Raw genomic sequence first — 25,888 nt, 5'->3', positions numbered from 1 at the left:
TTTTGAAAGTTAGAGATGCACTCATGACCTTCCCAATCGCTGGGAAAACTAATTGAATGGAAACTCTAAATTTAGAGCTTAGAGGCCTGCGGGTGCGGGCTAGGCTTCCCACTCACTGACTCATTAGCAAAAGCGATCGCTTTTGTCTAGAAAACGACTTGTAGACAACTAATCCAACGTTTAAGCAAACGTAAAGGAAGCACTGCTAATACTATCTGCCGTCACCCAATTCAACGTCGCCAAGATATCATCACTATTAGCAATGCCAATTTGAGTGAAAAATTCATTTCCATTACAGCCTTGAGTCATCGATAAATCCTCAAAAGTCAGACCATTAGTTAGCCCCAACAAATCTCGACCCACCTCGAAATTAATCACCGTGGTCACACCTACACCAGCCGCGAGGGCGAATACGTCACTGCCACAGCCGCTATAAATTGTATTGTTGCCCGTCCCGCCGTAGATGATATTATCGCCTCCTCCAGCATAAATCAGGTCATCACCTGCGCCAGTCACGAACACATCGTCCCCCGCACCCGCATAGATAATGTCGCGACCTTCACCCGTCGTCACCCAATTGTGCCCAACACCTGCGTAAATCAAATTATCGCCATCCCCAGCCTGAATTAGGTCATCGCCAGCATCGGTGTAGATGGCATCATTCCCACTGCCAGCATACACAGCATTTTGCCCAACATCTGCGTAAATTACGTTGTCGCCGTCGCCTGCATCAATTTGGTTATTCCCTGCACCCGCATAAATCCGGTCATTCCCCGCACCTGCGTAGAGTTCGTTATCCCCAACACCTGCATAGAGAACGTTATTCCCCTCACCCCCATCCAACGTATCATTGCCGCAACCGCCGCAAAGCGTGTCATCCCCATCACCACCGTAGAGTTGGTCGTTCCCTACGCCAGCAGAAAGGATATCGTTTCCCCCACCCCCCTCTAAATAATCATTCCCGTCATCAGCATAAAGTCCATCATTCCCTAAACCCCCGACGAGAGTATTGTTGCCATTCCCGCCATAGAGTTGGTCATCCCCAGCGCCGCCATCAAGGAAGTCGTGACCCGTTCCCCCATATAGGCGATCGCATTCCGTGCCACCATAGAGACTATCATCCCCCTCCTGACCAAAAAGGGTATCATTCCCCCCTTCACCCAGAAGAATGTTAGCCCCATAATCGCCATACAGTTCGTCACCAAACGCGCTGCCAATAACATTCTCAATTCCGAATAGCTGGTCATGGCGACCAAACCCATCAGTAGCATAGTTCCCGGCCAAGTAAACCCGGACGCCACCAGAATCGCGGCGATAGCTGACAGTATCAATCCCCTCATTCCCTTCCAGTCGGTCGTTGCCACCACTACTGATGAGGATATCGTTTCCCGCACCGCCTTGAATCCAGTTGTTGGCACCGTTTCCAATCAGGATGTCGTTGTAGGCAGAACCAATGATATTTTTTACCTTACAGAGACTATCTTGGGTGCCGAACCCATCTTTAGCCGTACCTGCCTCAATGTCAAAACTTCCTTCTAGGTCAAACGTCCCGTATGCCGAGTTAGTGTAACCGCGACGTTGATCAATATTTACTACCGTCCCGCTGGGGGAGTGACTGTAATCGACAGTATCTGCACCGCTACTGCCGTCAATAAAAGGGTATGAGATTGTATTACTCATCCACTTGTAATTATTTCCCCATTGCATTGCATTCCAGCCAAAATTAGGGCAAGACATGATGATTTCTCCTCTTGTAGTAGATACTTAGGTGTTATGAATATGACCAGACCCAGTAAATCGGCTAACACACTGATTTAGAGAGGTGTCTCATTTCGTACTATTTGTTCCGTTCCGTAAAATGCCGAATTTCAGTTGAGGCTAGTAGTTCAAGTGCCAACTCAATGAATCAAGATTCTTGAAACTCTGGGTCTATCCAAGTCGGCTTCCTCAAATGGCGTCTCAACTTTACCAATACCATCGGTTCCCTTTCCAGAATTCGCCGCTATTGATAGCAGGTTATTGAAGAATAGCCGTAAAGCGAATCTGGACAGAGGTTAAACCTAATTGGATGAATTCAAGTGAATACTTTCTTTAACTTGACAATTAATGACTGGTGAGATATAGAGTTTTTCGGGTTGCTTGGAATCAACCTCAATACTCAAATAACAGCAATTGTCAAGCCAAAACAAATATTTACTTTCCCCAGATAAAAACAACAGAATCCCAGCTTCTACAAGCGATTGCGCCTCCCTTCGTAAAACCCCTATCAATAGTGGTAATTGCTAGAATTCCCCTCACCCTTCTTGATACCTTAAGCGTCAGAAACACATTAACGTTGCATCCCTTGACCAACAGGTCAAGCTAATTACCAGAAACGCTGACACTTTGGGCAACAACCGACTGATTAAAATTTTTACCTTCCCAAATTAGCAAGCCATAGCCTGACGTTTTCAGCCTTTCCACTCTCACTTTCTCAACACTAAACCTTAGCAACGACACCGTCCATCCTGAGCGCTTGGACTGAGATAGTGATGCGTTTTCACGCCCAAGAATTAGTAAATTTTATTCACTTGAGAAGTTCTATGAACATCAAACATTCAGCATCAACGGTTGCCTTTGCTACACTTGTTGCCTTCAGTGGACTGGGTGTAAACCTACAAAATGCCAGTCTTCAGCCACAGCAAGCGATTGCCCAAACCACAAATTGTAACGAGGTTCGTCCAGTTACCCCCTTCTCTGCCGCCGCTGCCCCAGAGGGTGTAAATGTGCGCTCTTCACCAAATATCAGACCTGACAACATTATTGGTGCTTTAGGGCCAAACGAAAGTCGCGTTTTTAATGCCTATACTTATGGCGATGCTGTCAATGATATCTGGCTTTCCCAACCCGGAGCACCTGTACCCGATGCCCGTTGGTACAAACTCCAAGACCAAATCCAAGGACAAGATGGCTGGGTTGCCAGTGGCGTCGTCTATGGCAACCCCAATCCCTCACCGCCGCGACTGTGTTCTAGCAGTGGGGGACAGGTGGATATGGAAGGACTCAAAAAACTGCTGTTCAGAAATACCCCGGTTAGCGTCACGGGCAGGTACGGACAATCCCTGCAAATTTGGTGTCGGTTTTACCGAGGCTGTATGCACCCAGCGCTTGATTTTGCACCGAACTCTGGTCGAATTGGCGACCCCATCTACTCTCCCGTTGATGGAGTGGTGATTGCCAGAAATGATTTCTACGGAATTGTGGCTGTTTATAACCAGAAGGCAAACATCACCTTCTTTTTCAATCACATGAACTCAGCCACGGTAAGCGTCAATAGCACCGTGACGAAAGGGCAACAAGTGGGAACGATAGGAACCAAAGGATTCTCGACTGGCCCTCACCTCCATTTTGAAGCGCGTCTGGGGCGGCAGACATACGTAGCCACAGACATCAATCAGACAATGAACCCTGTGGATGCGGTTAATCTTGCCAATCAATAAATCCCAGCCAATTTCCAGGGCGATCGCACTTCACAACCGAGGTGCGATCTGCGAAACGCTCTTCTTGCTTTGTTATCACACGAATGCCAATGCCCTAACCCCATCGCTTTATAGAAACAAGTGAGGCCATCCCATGTTAAAAAATTTGTGTTTGACGGTTGCTTTATCAACACCCTTGATTTTCGTCATCCCTAAAAGTGGTGTTTGTGAACCAATCTTGAGAACTTTACCACAGCCAACAGTTTCCCATGAAGAAAGCGACACCCCCGCTTGCTACATCCAAACAACTGAGGGGATGACTGTAAACCTCAGCAGTATGTGTGGGAAAAAAAATGTTCAGCCTACGATTCCCTGTCCAGAAATTACCGACCCCGAACGTAAAGCCTTTTTCGCTCAATCCTGTGGAAACGACGCTTCTTGTTTAGCTAATTTGGGCTGTCAGCAACCCCCTCGACCCACCTATCCTTCGACCAATGGCTCTCCACGAGGTTAACTCAATCCCCTGTTTTTTTAGCTGCCAGAAATATTGAAAACATGATGCAGATTTTACCAACAATTTTGTTTTCTTTGCGGTGTGTAAAAAAAGGAGAAGTTCATGGTGAAGAAGCCCTGAATATTTTGGTAAACGAGCAAGGAATTGTGAATCTTGACTTACTCGATTCTGAAGTCAGCTCCCGATTTTTTCAGGAATTCTCCCATCACAGTGATTTCCCGCCTGTCATTCCTCTATTACTTTGGCAGAACTGCTACTACTTTGGTAGCCCAGTGAGGCTAAAAGCAGAAGACATCCATCAACTGAGTGAGGTCAAGGGCTTTGCCCAATCCAGGTTTACAACTATCAAAGTTATTCCTATTGCTGAGAAAAGCTACCACGCCTGGTATCTCACTCAAACATTCAATTTTAACGCTCTTGTGCCCATTGGGGAAAAAAACTAGATTTTTTTAGATTTGTAGAGGGCAACCCGCCGTGATTGCCAACACAAAAATCCTAGAATTTCTGGCACAAATATTGAAGATAAGTTTTTAAATTAGTGACAGCATTGGATGTAAGCTTGCTAGTACCTGATCCTGGCAACCCAGTTTTTCCTTGGTTCCCCACGCTGGGGAAACTATTTGAATGCAAACCATCCGCCGTAGCCATCGATGAAGATAGCTAAACCGTCGTCTTTCCCACTCGCTGGGAAAACTAATTGAATGGAAACCATAAAGCCTGTTTCTTCGGAGTGTTCTGCAAAGCATTAACCCTTCTTGTTAGAGAGAAAGGTCGGCATCTTTGAGCCAATAAACCCATTGAGGTGAATCGACAGTTGACAAAATTGGGAAGAAATCATACTGTAGATTTGGGGACTGAGACCCTCTTAACGCGAGAGGCACAGTCTTATTAACCCAAATCTACAGGTGACAAAAGCCTGTTTAGTCGGAGTGTTCTGTAAAGCGTGAATCCGGAATGCTCCGAACCCCCTAAAATCAAAGAAATGCAAAGCAAATACACATACACATCGCATTTGCCGTCAAGTAAATGCGGTGTATATTAATGTCTGAGAACCTTTGAAACTGACAAAAAAATCTGGCGAGGACGCTGGGAATGATGCGATAGAAAAGCACCGCAGCAAGGAGCAGATCGCAGAAAATTCCAAATCACTTGCCGCAGTACTGCTTAACTCAACCGACAAAACAAATCCCCCGGTGCTGCCGGGGGATAATCATTTATAGAGGGGAACTGTCTTGAGATGGGGCAGTAATATTCGCTTTGAAGCTAAATGTCAAGTCAAAAGCCAATATTAATCAGTTCTGTTAAAATCGCCTTACAATCCTCATCCCAAAAACATTTCAGGAAGATTAAAAAAAATTTCATAAATAATTGGTTTTCTATAGCGATATCGGGGAACTCTAGTTAAAGTGCAGTAAGACAGTTCCGGAGGAAATCTGTGTCCGAAGCATTTTGGCAAGCCAAAATACGGGGATTGGTTTACAATCTCGACCTCAGCGCCTTAAACCAATACACTGGGAATCGGGCAGAACCCTTCTTCAGAGCTTTAGAAGCAATCGCCCCGCTAGCAACAACAGTAGCCTCGCCCAGTCCATCAGACATTAGTCATGTTGCTGATTTAATTACCGATGCCAGCGATCGCGCCGTTCTCAATGCTGCCCATCGGCACTTCAATGCCAACGACAGCAACGTTCTAAATACCGTACTGGGACAAACGAACGCCCAGGCACTAACGGTATCGCACCTACTCTCAGGGAAAAAACTTGCCATTTCTCCTCAGCTACCCACTCAACTAAATAGCGGAGAATTCCATCTCCCTTTACCTCCAGACAACATAGACAGCCAACAACTTTTTTGGTGGCTGTGGCGCTGCTTGCCTCAAGCTATTTGCGAACACGACCAATCCCTGATGCTAGTCCCCGCTGCTGCCAGTTTGCCCGACGCTTCGGTGTGGAGTCACGCCAGTTTGCGTGCAGCGATCGCAGGAACCTTAGCCACTTACGGACGTACCCCAACCCAGAGACAGCAGCACTCAACAGCCCAAGACTTAACCCCCCGTCCTTATCTGGCAATTTTCAGTTTTACCCCAGTGCAGGAACTAATCAAAGCCAGTCGTAAAATGCGCGACTTCTGGGCAGGTTCTTGGTTACTGCACTACCTTTCTGCCAAAGTCTGCTGGAAACTGGCGTTAGCCTACGGACCCGATAGCCTAATTTATCCCAGCCTCTACCAACAGCCCCTCATTGACCAGTGGCTGCGGCGGGAGTATCAAGGCTTTGACCAGTGGATAGACGAACCGAGTCCTCGCGCCCTACTTACTGCTGGCTTTCCCAATGTCATTGTCGCTGTTCTTCCCAAAGGCGAGGTCAAAGCCGCTATGCAGACTGCAAAACAAACGCTGTACAGTGAATGGTTAAAACTGGGCGACCTGGTGTTTGACGAACTCAAAGGGCGACACTGGACGAGAAAGTTGCGAAAAGAAAGCCGAACTTGGGAGGGTTGGCTCAAGACACAGTGGCAGCCCTACTGGACAGCCTTGCCCTTGGGGAAAGAAGGCAGAGAATTGACGGAACAAGCCGTTTTAGACGAAAAAGAAGACCACAGAAAATACCACTGGATTAAAGACCACAATCAAGCTTGCAACTTGGCAGAGGAAGAGGCAAAGCTGTTTCACCTTGATGAATTTGACTTCGTAAAAGCTGTTAAAACCCTACCCCAGCTCCATGCCGACTCATCGGTTAGCGTCAATGTGGGTTCCTGGTGGCCCTACGTCTTCGACCAATTGCGCTTTGGTCTGTCTGCCGTCAAAAATGCCCGCACTTGGGACATTCCCACCGCCTTCAGTCCTCGTTCTACCATTTCGGGTATCGGACCCGTCGTTTACCCCGACTCTAACGAATATCAACCCAAAGGAAAGAACCAGCACCGCCCGATTGCAGAAAGAGACACCAAGGATTTTTGGCAGAACCACGCTGGACTGTTTGACGGCATCGAACAACTCAACGCCACGGAAACCCTTAAGCGGGGCATTCATCTGATTTTGCCAAACCCAGAGGTATTAGGTCTACAGGGACAAGCTCTCAACCTTTCCTATCCCGATTTGACGGCTGGTGTGGCAGGTTACTTAAAAGCAGACTTCCCTAAGAATAAGTCTCAAACCGAGCGCATTGAACACTTCCAAGAGGTTTGCGAATCCGTTCTCAATCAGTTGGATGAATTCCCAGAGGGGAAAAGGAAAGCTCTGGAAGACATGAAATGGGGCATCCCTTGGATTGAACAGCATCAAGACATTGATTTGCGTTCTTACCCCTCTCGCCTGCTCAATGCTGGATGGTTGGTTGCTGACTTGGAAATTCCAGACGAGAGTAAACCCGACTATCGCACCCAACTCCAGCGTCACATCGCTCAGTACTACCCCAAGAACAACCCTGCCGATTGGTATGTCTTAGCCGCTGGTGATGGAGATGGGATGAGCAGATGGCTTAAGGGCTTACCTCTGCAAAATTATCAGAACTATATACTTGAGGACTATCAGCCATCAACTTTATCCAATCCCTCTGACCGAGAAGCTCAACGGGTCAATAAGGCTTTTGAACAACTCAAGCTGTTACAAAAGCGCATGGGTCCGTCTACCCACAACGCTCTCAGCCGCGCTTTACTAGACTTTTCCAATCAACTGCTCCCTTACCTCACCGAGCAGCGCTATGCCGGACGGCTAATTTACGGGGGTGGCGACGATGTCTTAGCTTATATCAATTTATGGGAATGGGATAGTTGGCTGTGGGATGTGCGCCAGTGCTTCCGGGGGGCTGAAGATAAAGAGCAGCAAGAGTTTAAAAATGATGGGGATTATTGGCAGTGGCAGAAGGGCAACCTCCCGAAAGACTTCCCGACGCGCCCTCTATTTACAATGGGGTCTGAAGCGACGATTAGCTTTGGTATTGTCATCGCTCATCATTCCGTGCCATTGGCGATCGCTATAGAAAATCTTTGGGAAGCAGAGAAAGATGGAGCCAAAGAGCATTACTGCCCTGGTCTCAAAGATTCTACTAAAAATGCCGTGCAGGTAAGAGTTCTCTATGGCAATGGCAACAGCCTGAAAGCGACCAGTAAATTTGAAGCCTTCAACGAGTGGCGATCGCTTCTATATTCTCCTGTAGATGCGGCGTTGTTCGAGCAAGCTGCCCAAATTTGGAGCCAGCACCCAGCACCGCAATCAGACGCGATCGCTCCTTGGACGCAAGCTTTTTGCAACCGTCGTGACATTTTCAAGGGGAACGAGCAAGCTAAGAAAGACTTTCAACAGTCCTTGAAGCAATTTTTGTGCGCTCTACAGGCGATGACTCAGGAAGAGGATCGCGATCGCGAAATTCAGAACTGGCTCAAACTTGCTGCCTTTGTTCTGCGGAAACGAGAGATTGATATTAGATAGAGGCAGCAATCATGACTCACTGGTATACCCTCACCCCTCTAGATGTGCTGCTACTGCGAGATGCCAAACCCTTTACACCAGGGGAACGAGCTTGGGCAGGCAGCGTTTTTCCTCCCAACGGTCATACTCTGGCAGGTGCTTTGCGCGGTCTTTTAAAAACCTCAGACTCTCTTAATATTACAGGTCCATTTTTCTGCTCTAATCAAACCCTCTACTTACCCCGTCCCTTGGGATATGTCGGCACTATCCCCCTCGTTCCGATTGACTGGGATGAGGAGTCACACCTCTATAAGGCGCTGCAATTTGATTCGAGTCAGCCTTGTCCGTTAGCCAAGGCGTCTTGGAAACAGCCTCCCCCCAACCCAGATAAAGATACCGACAAACCACAGATAAAGTACCGCCAGTACCTGCCCTGGAATGTCGTCCTTCATTATCTAGAGAGTGGACAAATTCCTGATGGTGAGTGGAACGTCAAACATGAGGGCGAAGACAAGCTCTGGAAAGTGGAAACCCGCTCTCACAATGCTATTGAACCAGGAACTCAGCAAGTTAAAAAAGCAGATGGCTACTTTGTCGAGAATGCAATACGGTTGCACTCAGGATGGAGTTTAGCCATTGGGTTAAAACAACCCATTCCCCAAGCATCTGCTACGCTGCGACTGGGTGGAGAGGGTCATCGAGTACTAATTGAATCGTGTGAGGCTCTCACACAGCAGTGGGACAGCCTGGAAAAAAAGTCTCAGAAGAACTTCTATAAAAAAGAGCGATCGCTTGCCTATCTTGTTACTCCAGGAGTTTTTGAGCGCTGGCACAACGATGCCAAAAATCCCAACATTGCTCGCTGTCGCGCTTTTCCGTGGGAGTGGAAACTCACTACTAATGGGGGAAATCTTGTCAGTTTTGCCAGCGAACGACAAGTTTCAATTGGTTGTCGTAGCCTTTTGCCTGAAAAAGACCAACCCAAGAACAGTGTGCCTTCTCCCCAGGTGTTTGCTGCCCCTTCTGGAAGCCTATATTACCTCAAACAGCCCGAAGACTTGTTCCAAAATCAGCTCGATGCCCCGGAAAAGGTGCAGCGCTGGCGGCAATTAGGTTACTCGGAATTGCTCTGGCTTCCTTACAAACCATTAAGCAAGTGAGACGAAACAATGACTGACTTTCGGATTGGCTATCTATATAGTCTCGCCCCGATTCACTGTGGTGGCGAGGGCGATTTGGGCAATATTTTAGAGATTGCTCGCGAGGTGCATACGGATTTTCCCTATGCCCCTGGCTCCTCAGTGCGGGGAAGTCTCAGGGACGAAGTGGCATCAATTCAGCCAGATGGTCGCCAGATGGCAGATAACTTGTTTGGCAAAGAACTTGATCGTGAGGGCCAGATGGGCGTGCATCAGGTGTGGTTTGGGGATGCGCGTCTGCTGTGGGTTCCCATGCGTACCATGTCGATGAGTGGTGGTCGAGACGTGTTTACCTGGGTAAGCTGTCACTCTCTAATTCGCGACCATGCTTTACTCGCCAAACTGAAGGCTGTGCCGTTTCCCGACTATCCGGTAGGGACTAGTCCTGGCAATTATATGGTGGCTGACGCTCAGTTAGAGGTGAAGAATTTGTCACCCGAACGGAGAAATGCGATCGCGCTTGCGGGTAACTGGCATCCCAATCTAGCAGGCGCAGTTCAATCGACTTGGGAAGCTAATCGCATTGTACTTCCGGATGCTGACTTTCAAGTTCTGATGGAACACTCTCTCTGGACGCAAGTCCGCAACAAAATTCAGGACGCAGAAAATGGCGCGGGGCAAGCAGGTTCAGCAGAAGTGTTTTGGACGGATGTCTGCATTCCTAGGGATACCATCCTTTACTATTCCTGGGGCTACAGTCTATCTCAAACAAATCCTATTTCGCTCAACCATCACAACCGATTGCTGGATGTTCTCAAAGGTTTGTTTCAAGTGGGAGGTCAAGCCAATGTAGGCAGGGGATGGGTACAAGGTTGGGTTGCAGATGATCAGCCTCCTACTGGATTAGCAAGTCCCACCAATCAAACGAATACGGCGGTGAGTGAGGGGGTACAGTCCTCTGAGGAATCGGCTTCAACTGAACAAACCGAAGCAACTGTGGGAGTTTAACAATGAGTAAGAAGCACAAATCCTCTCAATTTCCTAAATCTAAGTCCCAACCCGTCACCCCTCCCAAACCTCCATCAGCAGCAGTTCAAACACCCAATTCCACCCCATTGATAGACTCAGTTGCTGTTAAGGCTGACGGACAGCGGGTGCAGCCAGAACAGATGAGCCTCAACGCTCATCAGCACATTCAACAGTATCTAGACAAGCACCGCCAAGACATCAAAAAACTGACCAAAGAAGACCTAAACGCCGTTTTACGCTTATCTCAGCATTTAAGAGTATTTGGTCTGCTCTCATCAGTTGGCTATATCAATCAATCCAACGCTCAGGAAAATAATGAGGTTCGCAGGCGTACAGTGCCAGTGTGGGAATGCTTGCTGGGACACTTAATTCATCCAAATAACCCGCCAGATGCAAAGGCTTTGATGGCAAAAGTTGTCGAGATGGCGCAGGAAAGACCATCTGAGTACATGGCAACTTGGCGTAAGGCACTAATTTTAGCCCATCACTGGAATTTCTGGGCAAGAGCTTATCAGCAGGAGGATTAATGTATAGCGGACCTCAATTGGTGGAGTTGCTAGAGAGGCAGCACCAAGCGCGTCAGCAATCTGGATTGTTTAAGAAAGATACCTTTACCCTCCAGTGGCGTGCCAAAGTTGGCTCGTTTCCCCACCCAGATATCGAAACAATTGTGTCAGCCGGAGAACCCTGCGGTGCATGGCGACCTAGCGACGGACGCCCAGAAGATAAGCGGAACGTGGGCGAGAACTGGAAGCAGATGCCAAAGCTACCCTTAAACGGCTATATTCCAGGCTCTTGTATCCGAGGGGTGGTCAGAGCGTGGGCGAAGCAGCGCCCGAAAATTAAGCTCAGAATGTATCAATTACTGGGATATCAAGATAATGACACTATCAGCGCTGGCAAAATCGAGTTTCTCGATGCTTGGCCCGAACAGCCGACTAAGCTGACGCTGGATATTGTTAATCCGCAAGAGCCTTTCCAGGTCTACCATGAGGGGCAAAGCACTCCCCTATCTTTATATACTCTCGGCAACGGCAAAGATTCCATTCGCCTTACTGTAGCGATTCGAGGGATTCCGGGTCGAACGACTGAAGCAGAAGTTGAGGAAGTTTGGGATTGGGTACAACAGGCGCTGAGTTTGTATGGTGTTGGCAGTCGCACAGCTTCTGGCTATGGCGGCGTTAAACTCGATAACTTCGACCAGCCTGCACCCGACCCGGACTATTCAGTTAAACAGTTTGACTTTAGTCTCTACAGCCAAGGCTGTGCAGGACCAGATATAAAGACCTTGGAATTGCGCCCCTCCCATTGCCGGGGGTGGTTGCGCTCCTGGATGCTGCGGTTTTTGCTGGGCGTGATGTTGAAGGAGAATGCCCAAATCACCGTGACCGAGTTAATGGGAACCCTGGAATCACCTGCCGACAACAAAAGCCGCAAAGGTAGCGTGCGCCTGCAAATGACTCAAGGGGAACCTTGGGGCGAACTCTCCCAAAATCAACCCAATTTTTATGCTTGGGAAGGTCAGCTTCGGTTGAGCGCTCGCAGTGATATTTTGAATTCAATTATTTTGCCCGTCGTTCGCTTTGCTGTCATGGTAGGAGGTGTGGGACGCGGTTGGCGCAGACCCCTGCATATCTATTGGATGGAGAAGAGAAACGGCGAACAGGAGGAGGCATCGCGGGGAACTTACCTAACGCTGACTCACGAACTCAAGTCAGGGGTTAAGCCGTTCGGACTGCCACCTCAAGCAGAAAATTGGCGTGACTTGTATCAGGAGTGGCAAACAGCCGTTCAGCAGCGATGGCCCAGTCGCTTTGCACCGGAGGCAGGACTCAAAGCTGAAGTGTTTTCTCCCCGAACCTGTGCTGTTTATCTGGTGCCTGGACCAGAGGCGGAACCTGTTGATCGCAAGAATCTAACTTGGAAGGATATAGATGCTGTAGAAACACGCGGGTTGGGAATGGACTTGATTTATAACCCAACGTACAAGCGACAGCCTGATGTTGGGGGTAACGCGGGGAGAGGAAATGCTTACTGCTCTTGGGTCAGCGTTAGGCGAATTCCCGTTAAGGAGGGAACTAAAGAAATTGTCTGTCTATTTATGGGAGATGAAAATTCTTTGCGATCGCAATTCCTTGGTGACTTAGCTAAAATCTCCGGTGCAGTGCATCTGTTTGGCGTGCAACCCTCTAACCCAATTTAGCGATCGCACTTAGAGTACCTCTGCAAAAAATTACGCCTAAACCTAGTTTCAATGAAAACAATTCAATCTGAACCCAGTCACGTCGATACTTTAATTATTACAGTTGGCACACGGCAAGTAGGATGGCGCTGTAAAGATGGTATAACCCGCTCTTTTGGTGCCGATGGTAATATTGGCTGCTATCCCCGTCACGTCGATGAACTTTATCGAGAATTAGACATTGAGCGTGGCTGTCATCAAGAGAAGGATAAAACCTATCCTTGGAGCGCTCAAGAATTAGGCAAGCGCTACTATGATTATTGCGTTGATTGGCTGGGGGGTGACTTTAGCCAAGTTGTACTGATTTTGGACCAAACCCTTATTGAAGAAGGAATAAAACTTGGTCTAAAGCATATCATTTTGTGGGGAACTGACCAACCTGAAACGGTTTCTTGGTTTTATCGGCGGTTGGATACCCTGTGGTTGGCTCAATTAATGGCGGGTAAAATTCGAGCAATTTACCCTGAAGTGAAAGTTGATGTTCATGCGCCTAAGATTTCAGCCAATGATAGCGAGGCAATTCGGGAAGAATTGGAAAAGTTAGTGCTGCTTGAAGCGCTTGACTTTTTCTCTCCCAATGGTGATAAAGAGTTTGTCTTGTGGATTCAGAATAAGGGATGTACGCCTGCGATCGCATCTGGAGTAGAAATTTGTGCAGCGGCATTGGTGCGGCAATGTCAAGTGTTCAATGCTTGTCCTGACGAACCGGATGTTTTCTTTGAAATCCTACCTAATGGTGCCACAGCCGCTTGCTTATCTCAATCATTTAAACTGATTCCAATGGGGGATTATTTTTGGCCTTTGGAACGGTTGCGGGTGATTTCCGCTTGGGAGAGGGGAGATTTCGCCGAGGCGCAAGTCTGGCTGAAACTGCATCAGAGTCGGCATAAGGTGTTGTATAAGTTAGCAGGGATTTTGGCTTATTATACGAACTGGGAAACGGCGATTTTTTTAAGGTTAATTGAAGATTGGCTGCGTTCAAACGATTTAGCTAAAGTGGCAGATTCTGAGCAAGTTAAGCTGTGGCAAGAGCAACTCAATTTGATGAAGTTAAATCCTTTAATTCAGGCGTGGGAGTCGTCTTTATTGATAGAATTGCCGTTATTTAGGCGAAATTATACCGCTGCGTTTATCCAATTTGCCCAAACCTTAGAGCGTTTGCTGTATATTCAATACAAATCTGACAACTGGATCGGTCGGGGTTTCGTCACGCCGCCACCGCATTTAACTTATTTAGGAAATGCTTATCAACCAGGACTTGGTGGACTGATTGAAGGGTGGCATCGCTCTAAGAATTTGAGGTCAGATAATAAATGGTACAAGCTGCTAGACCGTATTCGCAATCAGCGCAATCAAATGATCCATTCCGCTGCATCGATTAATTTGGCACAAGTTCGCTCAATTTGGACGGATGGCGGTCTGTTTTCAATGACGCATTCGGAAAACCCGGAAGTGGTGAAGGGGTTGATGCTGGATGTTCTCAAGCAAGTGAGTGATGCACCGGATACTAATAAATTGTTGGTGCGATCGCTCTATCAATGGGGGCTAAAACTACTGCGTTCTGAAGCTGCCTCGTAATCAAAACTCAATTTTCTATCTAATTAAAATACTAACCCCCATTAGCAACAGATCTGGTGGGGGTTTTGAGTTTGGCTTCAACTAATTTTTCCAGCGCGTGAGAACAGCTTGTGTTGATGCAGCTTCGCACCTGATGAACATCTGGGTTTCCATTCAATTAGTTTCCCCAGAAAAAGCAAAATCTGTTTACAGATTTTTGGCGGTGGGTGGACAGTTGGAAGGTGCGAGGTGCGCTTCATCAGTGTATTGGTTAATTGACATAAAATTAGGGCGGTCAACTCGATAGGCAAAGAGTGCGTTAGCTAAAGCGGACACAACGCAGGGAGTATTGTACAGGCGTTTCATCTCAGCCCTCCCCAGATAATCGCTTCTGCATCGTTCTTAGTTTCCGCACGTCGGCTGCACGCTTGCGACGTTCCAATCGCTGATGAGCCATTTGGTTAACGGCTTCTAACTCCTGGGGATGTTCAGATAGGTAAAGGTAAGCCGCTTCAAACCAGACTTCTTTGGTTAATCCAGCTTCCAAACACAACTGGCGTAGCGCTTTATCTACAGACTCTTCCAGACGCACAGTTGTCCTAACGACTTCGGGTAAGTTAAGGTCTGCGTCTTGACTCAAAGACGTATTGGCGTCAAGACGTTTTGTCATTAGGGTTTCTGGGCGCGGTGAGACGCTAGGGCGTTTCGATTGCATCAATCTTTGGAGGGCGTCATCTTCTGGCATAAAGCAGCTCGATAATTTTCTCAAACGGGAGTTGCAAATCAGCCTGACCCATTTCAGCTAGGGTCTGACCTAGACGGATGGCTCGTTTATACTGTTCGCTTTCTAGGATGGACGGCAGAACGGGAATATCTTGTGCCACCTGGCGCATGGCTTCAATTGCGTCTCGGCTGTCTTTAGCCTGAGAGCGCCCAAACCACCGATCTCTAAAGGGCAGAACTCCTAACACCTGCCCACGAAACGCGCCGATATCTCTCAATTCTTCGACCTGTTCTAAAGACCGCAATAGGGAATTCACCCCTTTAGTTGATGCCTCGACGGGTATGAGAATCAAGTCGGCAGCTCCGATAACCGATAGGCAGATTTGCGTGCGCTGGGGTGGGGAGTCGATGATGCAGTACTCAAACAAATTGGCGACTGGCTCCAGGCGCTTGCGTAAAACTACAGCACCCATCCCAGACGTGGATAGGTAGTCTTGCACCTTGTTGAGTGCGCTGTCGGCGGGGATGAGAAACAGGTTGGAGTAACGAGACTGATAAATGCCGTGGGCTGCATCCACCTCGCGCTGCATCACCTCCAACAGGGTCGGCTCATCAGGTGCCACTTGGTGTCCTAGATAAAAGGTTAAGTTAGCTTGAGGGTCGGCATCGATGGTCAGAACTTTTTGACCAGCAAGGGCAAGCGCTCGCCCCAGTAATAACGCAGTGGTTGTTTTGCCCTGACCGCCGGATAACGAAAGACAAGCAATTGTCCACACAAGGACTTACCAAAACAGTTACCACCAATTTTACGTGAAGTTGTACGTCTTTATGTAGTTAAGCCTTTGTGTGTTGGCGTCAAGACATATTGACGTAAAGATAATTTGAGATGAATAGTTTACTTGGCTGCCAATCTAGCTCACAGAATGGTTTTGAGGCACGCTTGTCATGAGCTAAAATCCACTCAGCATAGCAACGGCCATAAGCACGTTGACAAGAGCTTGTAGCTCTTCTCTTTCAAGAACTTTTTTGAGATAGCCAACTTGATCATCAATGGTTGCTACGACAATCATGATTACACCAATGCGGCTTCTCCCTGCAACCTAATATTGACTTCAAGGAAGAAGCAAGTCGGCAGAATCCGTTGTTTGTGAATGGTAAATTTTTCTGAGAGTTTTCGTGACGCGGCATCCTCTCTGCCGCAACGTTGACTCACTTGGAGCAACTCCATCCTCTTTAACTAACTGTTGGTGAATCTCCTTCCAGGAAAGTCCTTGAGTTTTTAAGCGCAGAAGCCTTACTCCTTCAGGGTCTGTGCGTCCCAAGGCTTCAAGTGAATTCATTAGCGTTTTCCATGTGTTGTCAATATTGTTAAGCGTAACTACACTATCTTCTGTAGTTCTTAAGGAAGGGATTAGTTCTACCAATTCAGGGTATAATAGCTGTTCTCTCTTCTGCCTACGGCTAATTTCCCGGATAATATTGAGAGACGTACTCTTCAACCAAGAATGAGGGGAACGGATAATTCCCCCAGACCATATGTATTCTTTACCACGCACGTAAGCGTCGTTGAGGATTTCGTGAGGTTCAAATTGGCTAGCCAGATGAAATTGCATGAGGCTTCTCTGAATAAACGAGATTGTGGAATAAGCATGAGGGTTATCTTTCCCTAGTACTTCTATCACTGCTGCATCTAATGCATCTTCGGGGGAAGAGGAAGACCTAGGGAGTTCAGTGTCTGTCATAGGATACTAGAAAAACCACTGGCAACCATTAGTGAACAATTCGTAACCGATGTGACAGTTGGGTCTAACCCTTTTTTTCCGGATATAGCATAAGAGTACTGATGCAATTCAACGTTTAAACTCTAGTGCCAGTGGTAAGGTAAGCAATGTCCACTACGGGTAGAGACTGTGTGTAATTTCTAATCCGTAGGCTGCATCGCGTTCCGCTTTGGGAAATCTTTACGAAACTTTTAAATAAAACCGTGTCACGAAGAGTGAGACTCAAACACTAATCACTGGACTTATCTGAAGTCATGGCGATGGAAAAGGCTGAACTTGCACACAGCAATGAGCGCTTTGCCGCACTCTTCCAGGCAGGCTTCTCGTCTCGTCTGGCTACCAGCCTGATTTTTGGATAAGTCTATCAGCACCACCTGCTGATAACTTGGCAACCATTTGGATTAGCGAAAGGAGAGAAGCAACTATAAGAATCATGGGAACGCAAAGTGATGAAAAACCTATGGGCGATATCGAAATCCTAGTTGAGCAATCTCTGAAATACAAAGAGATCATCCAAGAATACTGGACGTTGGCGTCACAGCGAACGCTGACCCAACAGCAAGGAGAGCGCATTGAGGAAATACTACAGCAAGCACAGTATGACCCCTGGTTTGATTTTTTGATTGATGAAGCCGACCATATTTTGGCACATGGATTAGGTTTAATTAAGGAACAAGCTATCCAGCATCAACTTCATGATTTGAAAAAATCTATAGACCGCTTTTGGTGCGAACAAGTCCTTCAGGAGATACAAAGACAAAATCGTTCTAAAGAAATTCAAAAGTACTTGCAAGACAAAGGGCTGTACGATGGCCTCATCGATGGTTACATCGGCCCCCTCACTCAGACAGCAATAGAACTGCTCAAGCAAGAGTTTCATGTCAATGGCGAGAGAACGGATTGCTTTGATATCCAAACACGGTCAGTTTGCTAACCAGGAAATGGTTGTCCTACACTCGTTTTTTGGGAAAGCTGTGAGCGGATTTTTGGGGGTGCGTTCCAGGATAAAAGCTACAAACTAATGGAATTCAGATAGCTGATTTTTCTAAGCTTAAGGAAAGTGCGTCGTTCATCGTGAACGGCGTTTTTTTTGGAAAAGCTTGTCACGAGAAGGGAAAATTTTCACTGAATTAGTAAGGAAACCCATCTAAGGCAGAAGAATGAAGCCTGATTCTTCTAAGGTTCCGGCTTTAGAGGTATCACCTGCTGTCCGGTTGCCGTTTATTGTGCAGAATTCGGCGGCTCTATCTGGAGGAATTTTTAGGAGGATTGCTTAATGTTACGAAGTTTTGCCCTAGTTTTGTTTTTGGGGACAACCATTAACTTTCAGTGTACTTCTCAAGAGTTTAAATCACCCTCTAATTCTCGAAAGAAGTCTGAAGTAACTCAACCTCAAGAGACTTCAACCCCCATTACCACTCCTACCGTTAAAAGTGCAGGAACGACAGCGCCTAAATTGGCAAAAAAAGCAAAAACGTCGGCAACAGATTCACCGAATACTTCAACGGAAAAATTACCTGATTGCGTTCAAAAAGACTGTAATTGCAGCGATTTTAACACACAAACTCAAGCACAGGCGGTGCTGGATGCTTTTCCCAATGACCCGCACAAATTGGATAAGAACAAAGATGGCAGAGCTTGTGAGAGTTTGCCCTGAATTTTAACGGTCAAGGAATCATCATTTTTTTTACCTTTTATCTTACTTATGTACATTTCTCCTCGCGCTACTAGGGTGCGTACCCTTTTGGTTTCAACGATTAACGGCGGCATCACCTTAATTATCCTGCTGATTGCTCCGTTGGGATTGGCAGCGGTGATTATCAATACGCTGTTGGTTACTGTTGCCACTTATGCGGTTTCTAGTGTGGCTGACCGAGTTATTGCTTGGTTATTGCCACCCACACAAGCGGAATTACTTTCACAATCAAATCTGGATTCAATGAGTCTACGGCGTCAGCAGCGTTTAGAGTCGTTGATGGAGAGGCGGCGGCAATGAGAACGCTTTATGTTTCCCAACAAGGTTGTTATGTGACGCTGCAACAGGAGACTTTACTGGTAAAGCAAGGTGAGACGATTCACGCCTTGGTACAGTTGCCACTGTTGGAGCAGATTTTAATCTTTGGTAAGTCGCAAGTCACAACCCAGGTAATTCGGACTTGTTTGTGGCGGGATATTCCCATTGCTTACCTTTCCCGGATGGGGTACTGCTACGGACGGGTGATGCCGATTGAGCGGGGGTATCGTCAGTTGTCTCATTACCAGCAGCAGTTGGGTGTTGTTGAGCGATTGGTGACGGCACGAGCAATTGTCACTGCCAAGTTGAAAAACAGTCGGGTTTTTTTACGGCGGCAGTTGAGGCGGCGGGAGTCAGAGTTACTCGAACAAGTGCTGCAACGCTTAGAACACCTTGCCCTACAAGCGGCTCAATCTGAGTCCCTTGAGCGGTTGATGGGATTTGAAGGGGCGGGGGCGGCGCAGTATTTCTCGGCGTTTGGGGAATGTTTGAGAAATCAGGAGTTTGTGTTCACAGCGCGGACTCGTCGTCCTCCCGGAAATCCGGTGAATGCCATGCTGAGTTTTGGCTATCAGATTCTGTGGAATCATTTGTTGGCATTAATTGAAATCCAAGGACTTGACCCCTATCAGGCTTGTTTGCATCAAGGAACAGAACGTCATGCGGCATTAGCTAGCGATTTGATTGAAGAGTTTCGTGCTCCTTTGGTGGATTCTCTGGTGATGTATTTAGTTAATCGCAAACAAATTGATGTCTCTAAGGATTTTGTCTATCGCAATGGGGGGTGTTATCTCAATGATTTCGGACGCAAAACGTACCTCAAAGCGTTTCTCCAACGTATGGAGGAATTGATTCAAGTTGATGGGTCTGATATCAAAGCGCCTCGTTGGGATTTGCTGACAAAGCAAGTTAGGGCTTATAAGCGGTTTGTTTATGAACCGAGCCAATGTTATCAACCTTATCGCATTGATTGAACTCATGGGTACTAATCAGCAAGGGTTAAGCGTGGCGGTGGGGTATCGAGGGAGGAGGCTTGATGGGGGTTACACTCTCCCTGAGGTGGTGGTGGTATTGCTGATGATGGGATTGCTAGGGGTTATCGCTGCACCGTCATGGCTATTGTTCTGGCAACGGCAACAGGTACGAAGGGCGGCTGGGCAACTGCAATCTGCTTTACAACTGGCGAAGTCTGAAGCTGCTAAAAACTCAGTTCGCTATGCGGTTACCGCTTGCGAAAATTCTCCCTATTCTCCTGCAACCGACTCGATTGAGTACAGTGTTCATCCGTACTCGGAGCGTCCTTATGGGTTTACGGAAATCGCAAATGTCTCCATCGTCAAATCGACGGTTCGGTATTCGCCGACGCACTACAATCTGCAACGTCAAGTTCATGGGGATTGCTATACCACTTACTTGGGTTTATTTCCTGATGACGGCTATGCTTTAGGGTTTTTTTACTTGTCCAATGGTCAACAAAATTACTTTTACCGAGTTGGGTTCAATACTCTAATTGGCAACATTGTTAGTTGCCCAGTACTGTCATTAGAAAACGCTCAATGCCAGTGATGGCTGCTACTGATGTTGTTTTATGTGGTTGCCTATGATATCCCGGATGATAAGCGGCGCAAAAAGGTGTCTGACTTATTAGAAGGGTATGGCAAGCGAGTTCAGTATTCGGTGTTTGAGTGTATGCTGACTCAGGCTAAATATGATGAATTGTGCTCTCGGCTGAAGAAGCAGGTGAAAGTCAAAGAAGACAGTGTACGCTTTTATCCCTTGTCGCGGCATACGTTAGGACAGGTGGAGACTTGGGGAGTGGGGCCAGATATGACACAAGCGCCTGGGAGCGTGGTTATCTGATGAATGTATCATGAGGTAGCCGACGCAATAGCAAAAGGGCTGAAAGGCTGATTAGAGCGTTGGGAGTGTCGGTCGCCTGTCCTGCATGGGTTTCAGCGATTTTAGCAGGGACTTTTGCCAGTGTTGTCAGGGAAAAATTGGTGAGCGTCGGAAACGGCTTCTGGACACTAGGCGGGGCGAAGGTTTTAAATAGAGGGGTCCCCACTCGCTGGGGAAACTAATTGAATGGAAACCATTTAACGTAACCCGGTTAAGGTCTGTTATAGCCACAAGTCCCCACTCGCTGGGGAAACTAATTGAATGGAAACATCTCCTGCAAAAATGAGATGAAGACCACTCATTCCGCGGTCCCCACTCGCTGGGGAAACTAATTGAATGGAAACAAGCTTTGTAACAAACATGAAAAACTCCAAAAATGTGAAAGTCCCCACTCGCTGGGGAAACTAATTGAATGGAAACTTATCTAATTCACGATTCTCTCTATCCCAAGCAGTTTGTGTCCCCACTCGCTGGGGAAACTAATTGAATGGAAACTTCATCAGCATCTAAAGTAGCTGGTATGTTATCAAGTCCCCACTCGCTGGGGAAACTAATTGAATGGAAACCTTGACCTTTTCTGAGCGACATTGATCCACAATGAGGTCCCCACTCGCTGGGGAAACTAATTGAATGGAAACGCTATTGCCGATCCATATTTTGTGGTTAACAGGGTAATAAAGTCCCCACTCGCTGGGGAAACTAATTGAATGGAAACACTTGATTGCATGTTTATAGATGCCGAAGAAGCTAGTCCCCACTCGCTGGGGAAACTAATTGAATGGAAACTCGAAAGGTTCGAGACAAAACCGTCGGCAGTACTCCCTGAGTCCCCACTCGCTGGGGAAACTAATTGAATGGAAACACAACAATGAAGGTACATCTAAGATTGTATTATTAGTCCCCACTCGCTGGGGAAACTAATTGAATGGAAACTCTGAACATCAAAGTTTTTACCTAGTTCACTTTTAATCCCCACTCGCTGGGGAAACTAATTGAATGGAAACGAAGGAATCAGTTTGGAGTAACCATCCCCAAATGGAGAGTCCCCACTCGCTGGGGAAACTAATTGAATGGAAACGAGATATTCGGTTTTGTCGAAGATACCGCAGACATTGTCCCCACTCGCTGGGGAAACTAATTGAATGGAAACTTTCATTCGCCAGCTCATTAAGTCAGCACTAGCATTTTGTGTCCCCACTCGCTGGGGAAACTAATTGAATGGAAACTTCTGTAGCAACTAGTTGTAGATTATGTTTTTTACAGAGTCCCCACTCGCTGGGGAAACTAATTGAATGGAAACTTAATTACAATGGTGTATTAACTTCTTTCTCTTCTACGTCCCCACTCGCTGGAGAAACTAATTGAATGGAAACCCATCTCTTTTTTACCTCATCTAAAGTCATCCCAGAGTCCCCACTCGCTGGGGAAACTAATTGAATGGAAACACTATTCCTAGAGCAGCAAGCTTGGCCTTTGTAGAGTCCCCACTCGCTGGGGAAACTAATTGAATGGAAACTCAAAATCGTTATCTAGGTTTCTGTCTAAATAAGTGTCCCCACTCGCTGGGGAAACTAATTGAATGGAAACCATCTTGGTTCCAATAACACCATTGTAAAAACTCTTCAAAGTCCCCACTCGCTGGGGAAACTAATTGAATGGAAACGCGCTGGATGTCAGCCTGGTGCTCGATGTCAGCGTGATTGGGTCCCCACTCGCTGGGGAAACTAATTGAATGGAAACTCGTTATCTGTAGTAGCTAGTATCCTTTCTGCCTCTTTAGTCCCCACTCGCTGGGGAAACTAATTGAATGGAAACCCAACAAACTATTGTTTTATCGTAAAACTCATAAGAAGTCCCCACTCGCTGGGGAAACTAATTGAATGGAAACACAAAACACCTTTCACTCCCGCCGACCGCAGACAGAGTCCCCACTCGCTGGGGAAACTAATTGAATGGAAACTGCTCCTTAAGTACTTGCTTAGCTAATCTTTGTTCAAGTCCCCACTCGCTGGGGAAACTAATTGAATGGAAACTTGAAGCTAATCCTGCATTGAGTTTCATTTTTGGAGTCCCCACTCGCTGGGGAAACTAATTGAATGGAAACAAGGCTAGGACAGCCTTACACTCAGGTTCATAAGTCCTGTCCCCACTCGCTGGGGAAACTAATTGAATGGAAACAGGAATATCTCTTGATGATTGACCGTTTTTTTTAAAATTGAGTCCCCACTCGCTGGGGAAACTAATTGAATGGAAACCTCTATGTAGACCCCCTTATATGAGTAGCCCTATATAGGTCCCCACTCGCTGGGGAAACTAATTGAATGGAAACTACTCAAGTAGTCAAATTTCAAACCGTATGAATTTTCAGTCCCCACTCGCTGGGGAAACTAATTGAATGGAAACAGTCCAAGTACAGATATTACTTTGGCACGAGGTGCACCACCAGCCTGTAGTCCCCACTCGCTGGGGAAACTAATTGAATGGAAACAAAACTTAGAAATAAAGACAACTCTTAAATGACCTTGTAGATGGTCCCCACTCGCTGGGGAAACTAATTGAATGGAAACCTTTTCAGGAAGATATTAAAATAACAGATCTAAAAGAACTTTCCCACTCGCTGGGAAAATCATTTGAATGGAAACCATGTAGAACACGGTCAAATTCTTATGGCTTTTAGCCCAGTGCAAGCAACCCCGATTCCTTTAGATATTCAGTACGAAGCAGATGGAGACGATCTGGGGTGGGGTGGGATTATTAACATGAATATCCCTGTAAACGACGCTACACAGCCTTTTGCAGGCCGTCCTTTGTTCGTCACCATCATTGTTGATGGCAATGCGGCTGACTCGGTGATGTCATCGCCAGTGTTTCAAAAAGCTATCACCTCCGAAATCATAAATTCTTGTGGCTCTCTCTGAGCCGTCAGGTTTGGCAGGCAGAGAACTGACTGGTCTATTACATTTGGAATAATGTTGGACGGCACAATCAAAAGTTTTGAATGCATAGACCCCGAAAAAGAAGCGGACAAGCCCCTTTGGGGACAGCAAATATGTGTATAAGACTACGGTATACCTCGACATGGCTTGCTGCCGTCACTCCCCTAGCGCATCCTCAAGTAAGTCCGTAATCTGCTCTTGCAAATTTTGGCGGTTGTCGTCATAGAGTTGAACCGTTCGCAAATCAGCGTGACGACTCAATCGCTGTACCGCTCGGACGTTACCATTTGATTTATCCAATGCGGCGGTAATGGCTGAATGTCGGCAGCGGTGAGGACTCATCACTTTAGTGATGCCAGCTTTTTCGCAGCTATCACGAACAATGTTATAGACACTTGTTCCGGTTAGTCTATGCCCTGGCTGGCGATGCGATAAGCTGCAAAACAATGGGCTATTTGGGGTGAGTTGTGCTTTAGAATTTAACCAGTCCAGAATGGCCTCTACGGTTTGGTCGTTAAGGGTGACTGATTGCCGTTGAGAACCTTTACCTTTGCCCAAAATCCAAAGCTGTCGGCTGTGCGGGTCGAAGTGCTTTACATCGAGAGATGTAACTTCAGCTCGTCTGAGGGCATTACTCCAAAGCAGTCGCAGTAATGCATAATTTCTCTTGCCAAGTATTGTAGAGCGATCGCACGACGCGAGTACTTTCTTATAGGAGTCGGGACTAACGCCACTGGTGTCGCGATAAGCCTGAACTTTCTCGTTTGAGATGTCTTTGAGTGTATAAGTGCACTTCCCCAACTTGTAGGCAAAGCTAACCAGGCTCCTAACTGCTGCCAATCGACGATTAACTGTGTTCTCCTTCAGCCCCTTATCAATCATCATGTAAGACTTGAACTTCAAAACCACCGAGAGCGCGGCAAAGCGGTCAAGGTTCAAAAACTCGCTTACCAGTTCAGGGCTGGGTTGGAAAGCACCTGAAATGACTTTAAAGAAATAACGTAAGTCCTTCTCGTATTCCTTGCGCGTCACAGGCGATCGCTTGTCGGCTAAAAGCTGACTAATTAAATTTTGGCTGGCATCTGTGAGCCAACTGGTTTGAGAATGGCTGGGAATGGGGAACCCACCGGACATAAAAATCTCGAAACTGGAATTAAGACAATGCGGGTTTTCGCAAGTCGTTAACGCTGTGGGAGTGTTCCCGTCTGGGGAAGAAGGGCGAATTGGTAGCATAGGGTCGTGAGTAAAAACAAAAACTTTTCCAAACAAAAGGCACATCTAACCGGGTAGAGTAGATGTGCCTTATTCATTTTGTGATTATTCGTCCCATTTACACGGGGCGTGTAGTCTTATTTAGTAACTGCCGACAGGTTCACCTTGTCTTGAGTCAATCCAAGAAGCGATCTGCGCGACGCTCTTCTCGCAACGCTCTCGCCTCCCCTAAACTTATCCCGCCAGCCGTCAAGATATTGACCTTCCCCTCATAAGAGGAAAGCATCAGTTCTTGCGTCAGCTCAGCGGGACTTGAAGCCTTGTGAAAAAGGCACCAAGTGACAATCTGCTGCATCCATGATTCTGCTTAGTTCTTGCGACTAAGCTAGCCAACTGCACTGAGCATTGTGCCACCTAAGAGCTTGCTTACGATTTTCTGAAACTGGCTCTTCAGGGAAACAGACTTTAGTATTAGCAACCCCCTCATAATTATTCATCAAGCTTGATTCCAGATAGACTTGACCAGAAAGGGGGTCAATGCTTAGCAAATAAGAGTCGAAAAGTCGGTGTAAATCTAGCCTGAGAAGAATGCCATTCCAAAGACAATCTGTTTTCTGTCCTCGGTAAGGAAAAATGTGAGCCGCATCAAGAGCACGTTCGACATCACAAGCAGTAATTGCACATTTTCCTTGAAAAGCATCGAGTACCACAGCCCTAAATTTTCTTTGACCTTTTCTAATAATGCGCTCAACATTAGTTCTTCTTCTCTCGTCTTTCAAACTCTCTAAATCAACTAAAACTTCTTTTTTATTAGATTCTAATTCTAGAGGTGGATTAACTGAAATCAGGCTCTGCTGTTGCAACGGAGCTAGTGGTGGCAGGATAGTAGTTTCGTTATATATAGCCCCTTCTAAATTGGCATCCGATATCCGAGCTTTATCCAGATTCGTACCAACTAAATTAGCCCCATATAGAT

General features: G+C 46.8%; 26 protein-coding genes and 1 CRISPR repeat array. Of the genes, 18 read left to right on the top strand and 8 right to left on the bottom strand.

Translation table 11 applies throughout. The features are described from left to right. Positions 1–180: 180 nt before the first annotated feature. Complete coding sequence (locus NDI48_26775) at positions 181–1,737, bottom strand: hypothetical protein (GenBank protein MEP0834773.1); 1,557 nt, start codon at positions 1,735–1,737, stop codon at positions 181–183. A gap of 845 nt (positions 1,738–2,582) precedes the next feature. Here NDI48_26775 and NDI48_26770 point away from each other — a divergent pair. The 11 genes from NDI48_26770 to NDI48_26720 all read left to right on the top strand — a co-directional run bounded on the left by NDI48_26770 (position 2,583) and on the right by NDI48_26720 (position 14,368). Next, positions 2,583–3,479: a M23 family metallopeptidase gene (locus tag NDI48_26770; GenBank protein ID MEP0834772.1), complete on the top strand. Its 897-nt coding sequence runs from the start codon at positions 2,583–2,585 to the stop codon at positions 3,477–3,479. Then, the gene (locus NDI48_26765) at positions 3,466–3,603 is read left to right on the top strand and encodes a hypothetical protein (GenBank protein MEP0834771.1); all 138 of its coding nucleotides are present in this window, start codon (positions 3,466–3,468) and stop codon (positions 3,601–3,603) included. Before NDI48_26770 ends, NDI48_26765 begins: the two co-directional genes overlap by 14 nt. A gap of 9 nt (positions 3,604–3,612) precedes the next feature. After that, a complete protein-coding gene (locus tag NDI48_26760; GenBank protein MEP0834770.1) occupies positions 3,613–3,972 on the top strand; it encodes a hypothetical protein in 360 nt (119 codons plus the stop codon). A 41-nt stretch (positions 3,973–4,013) separates the two neighbouring features. Beyond that, a complete protein-coding gene (locus tag NDI48_26755; protein ID MEP0834769.1) occupies positions 4,014–4,415 on the top strand; it encodes a hypothetical protein in 402 nt (133 codons plus the stop codon). Positions 4,416–5,027: 612 nt separating this feature from the next. Beyond that, positions 5,028–5,192, top strand: a complete 165-nt coding sequence (locus tag NDI48_26750; protein MEP0834768.1) for a hypothetical protein — start codon at positions 5,028–5,030, stop codon at positions 5,190–5,192. Between the two features lie 215 nt (positions 5,193–5,407). Beyond that, positions 5,408–8,401, top strand: a complete 2,994-nt coding sequence (locus tag NDI48_26745; protein ID MEP0834767.1) for a type III-B CRISPR-associated protein Cas10/Cmr2 — start codon at positions 5,408–5,410, stop codon at positions 8,399–8,401. A gap of 11 nt (positions 8,402–8,412) precedes the next feature. Further along, entirely contained in the window at positions 8,413–9,540 is a 1,128-nt protein-coding gene (locus NDI48_26740) for a CRISPR-associated protein Cmr3 (GenBank protein ID MEP0834766.1), read from the top strand. 9 nt (positions 9,541–9,549) lie between these two features. Further along, positions 9,550–10,527, top strand: coding sequence for an RAMP superfamily CRISPR-associated protein (locus NDI48_26735; protein ID MEP0834765.1), 978 nt, complete (start codon positions 9,550–9,552; stop codon positions 10,525–10,527). Between the two features lie 2 nt (positions 10,528–10,529). After that, complete coding sequence (locus NDI48_26730; GenBank protein ID MEP0834764.1) at positions 10,530–11,075, top strand: hypothetical protein; 546 nt, start codon at positions 10,530–10,532, stop codon at positions 11,073–11,075. Then, positions 11,075–12,751 carry a hypothetical protein gene (locus NDI48_26725; GenBank protein MEP0834763.1) on the top strand — a complete coding sequence of 559 codons (1,677 nt, stop codon included), beginning with the start codon at positions 11,075–11,077 and terminating at the stop codon, positions 12,749–12,751. Before NDI48_26730 ends, NDI48_26725 begins: the two co-directional genes overlap by 1 nt. Positions 12,752–12,802: 51 nt before the next feature. Next, positions 12,803–14,368: a hypothetical protein gene (locus tag NDI48_26720; GenBank protein MEP0834762.1), complete on the top strand. Its 1,566-nt coding sequence runs from the start codon at positions 12,803–12,805 to the stop codon at positions 14,366–14,368. Between the two features lie 186 nt (positions 14,369–14,554). Here the strand turns inward: NDI48_26720 and NDI48_26715 are convergent, their stop codons facing one another. From NDI48_26715 to NDI48_26700, 4 genes are all read right to left on the bottom strand, one after another. After that, positions 14,555–14,713: a hypothetical protein gene (locus NDI48_26715; GenBank protein ID MEP0834761.1), complete on the bottom strand. Its 159-nt coding sequence runs from the start codon at positions 14,711–14,713 to the stop codon at positions 14,555–14,557. Between the two features lies 1 nt (position 14,714). Further along, the gene (locus NDI48_26710; GenBank protein MEP0834760.1) at positions 14,715–15,092 is read right to left on the bottom strand and encodes a hypothetical protein; all 378 of its coding nucleotides are present in this window, start codon (positions 15,090–15,092) and stop codon (positions 14,715–14,717) included. After that, entirely contained in the window at positions 15,079–15,846 is a 768-nt protein-coding gene (locus NDI48_26705) for a ParA family protein (GenBank protein ID MEP0834759.1), read from the bottom strand. The genes NDI48_26710 and NDI48_26705 overlap by 14 nt, the downstream gene beginning before the upstream one ends. 336 nt (positions 15,847–16,182) lie before the next feature. Next, positions 16,183–16,812 carry a hypothetical protein gene (locus NDI48_26700; protein MEP0834758.1) on the bottom strand — a complete coding sequence of 210 codons (630 nt, stop codon included), beginning with the start codon at positions 16,810–16,812 and terminating at the stop codon, positions 16,183–16,185. A 472-nt stretch (positions 16,813–17,284) separates the two neighbouring features. On the opposite strand from NDI48_26700, the gene NDI48_26695 reads away from it, so the two are divergent. The 7 genes from NDI48_26695 (at position 17,285) to NDI48_26665 (ending at position 23,682) form a co-directional block, all read left to right on the top strand. Next, a complete protein-coding gene (locus NDI48_26695) occupies positions 17,285–17,785 on the top strand; it encodes a peptidoglycan-binding protein (protein MEP0834757.1) in 501 nt (166 codons plus the stop codon). 342 nt (positions 17,786–18,127) lie between these two features. Beyond that, positions 18,128–18,508, top strand: coding sequence for an excalibur calcium-binding domain-containing protein (locus NDI48_26690; protein ID MEP0834756.1), 381 nt, complete (start codon positions 18,128–18,130; stop codon positions 18,506–18,508). 48 nt (positions 18,509–18,556) lie between these two features. Continuing rightward, positions 18,557–18,847 (top strand): CRISPR-associated protein Csx18, encoded by a 291-nt coding sequence (csx18, locus tag NDI48_26685; protein MEP0834755.1) that lies wholly within the window; start codon positions 18,557–18,559, stop codon positions 18,845–18,847. Then, positions 18,844–19,839, top strand: coding sequence for a CRISPR-associated endonuclease Cas1 (cas1, locus tag NDI48_26680; protein MEP0834754.1), 996 nt, complete (start codon positions 18,844–18,846; stop codon positions 19,837–19,839). The genes csx18 and cas1 overlap by 4 nt, the downstream gene beginning before the upstream one ends. Then, positions 19,799–20,431 (top strand): prepilin-type N-terminal cleavage/methylation domain-containing protein, encoded by a 633-nt coding sequence (locus NDI48_26675; protein MEP0834753.1) that lies wholly within the window; start codon positions 19,799–19,801, stop codon positions 20,429–20,431. The genes cas1 and NDI48_26675 overlap by 41 nt, the downstream gene beginning before the upstream one ends. Before the next feature lie 12 nt (positions 20,432–20,443). Continuing rightward, positions 20,444–20,725, top strand: a complete 282-nt coding sequence (gene cas2 / locus NDI48_26670; protein MEP0834752.1) for a CRISPR-associated endonuclease Cas2 — start codon at positions 20,444–20,446, stop codon at positions 20,723–20,725. Positions 20,726–20,922: 197 nt separating this feature from the next. Further along, positions 20,923–23,406: a CRISPR direct-repeat array (repeat unit 36 nt; unit sequence GTCCCCACTCGCTGGGGAAACTAATTGAATGGAAAC). 24 nt (positions 23,407–23,430) lie between these two features. Beyond that, positions 23,431–23,682: a hypothetical protein gene (locus NDI48_26665; protein ID MEP0834751.1), complete on the top strand. Its 252-nt coding sequence runs from the start codon at positions 23,431–23,433 to the stop codon at positions 23,680–23,682. Positions 23,683–23,856: 174 nt separating this feature from the next. Here the strand turns inward: NDI48_26665 and NDI48_26660 are convergent, their stop codons facing one another. From NDI48_26660 to NDI48_26650, 3 genes are all read right to left on the bottom strand, one after another. After that, on the bottom strand, positions 23,857–24,933 hold the full coding sequence (locus NDI48_26660; protein MEP0834750.1) for a tyrosine-type recombinase/integrase: 1,077 nt from the start codon (positions 24,931–24,933) through the stop codon (positions 23,857–23,859). Positions 24,934–25,087: 154 nt separating this feature from the next. Next, complete coding sequence (locus NDI48_26655) at positions 25,088–25,267, bottom strand: hypothetical protein (protein ID MEP0834749.1); 180 nt, start codon at positions 25,265–25,267, stop codon at positions 25,088–25,090. A gap of 25 nt (positions 25,268–25,292) precedes the next feature. Beyond that, positions 25,293–25,888, bottom strand: a 596-nt coding sequence (locus NDI48_26650; GenBank protein ID MEP0834748.1) for an HNH endonuclease, incomplete at its 5' end; no start/stop codon positions are given.

It is taken from the genome of Microcoleus sp. AS-A8, from assembly GCA_039962225.1.
In the GTDB taxonomy this organism is placed as follows: Bacteria; Cyanobacteriota; Cyanobacteriia; order Cyanobacteriales; family Coleofasciculaceae; genus Allocoleopsis.
Note: the sequence above shows the minus strand (reverse complement) of the source record. Positions and strands in the feature narration are given on the sequence as shown.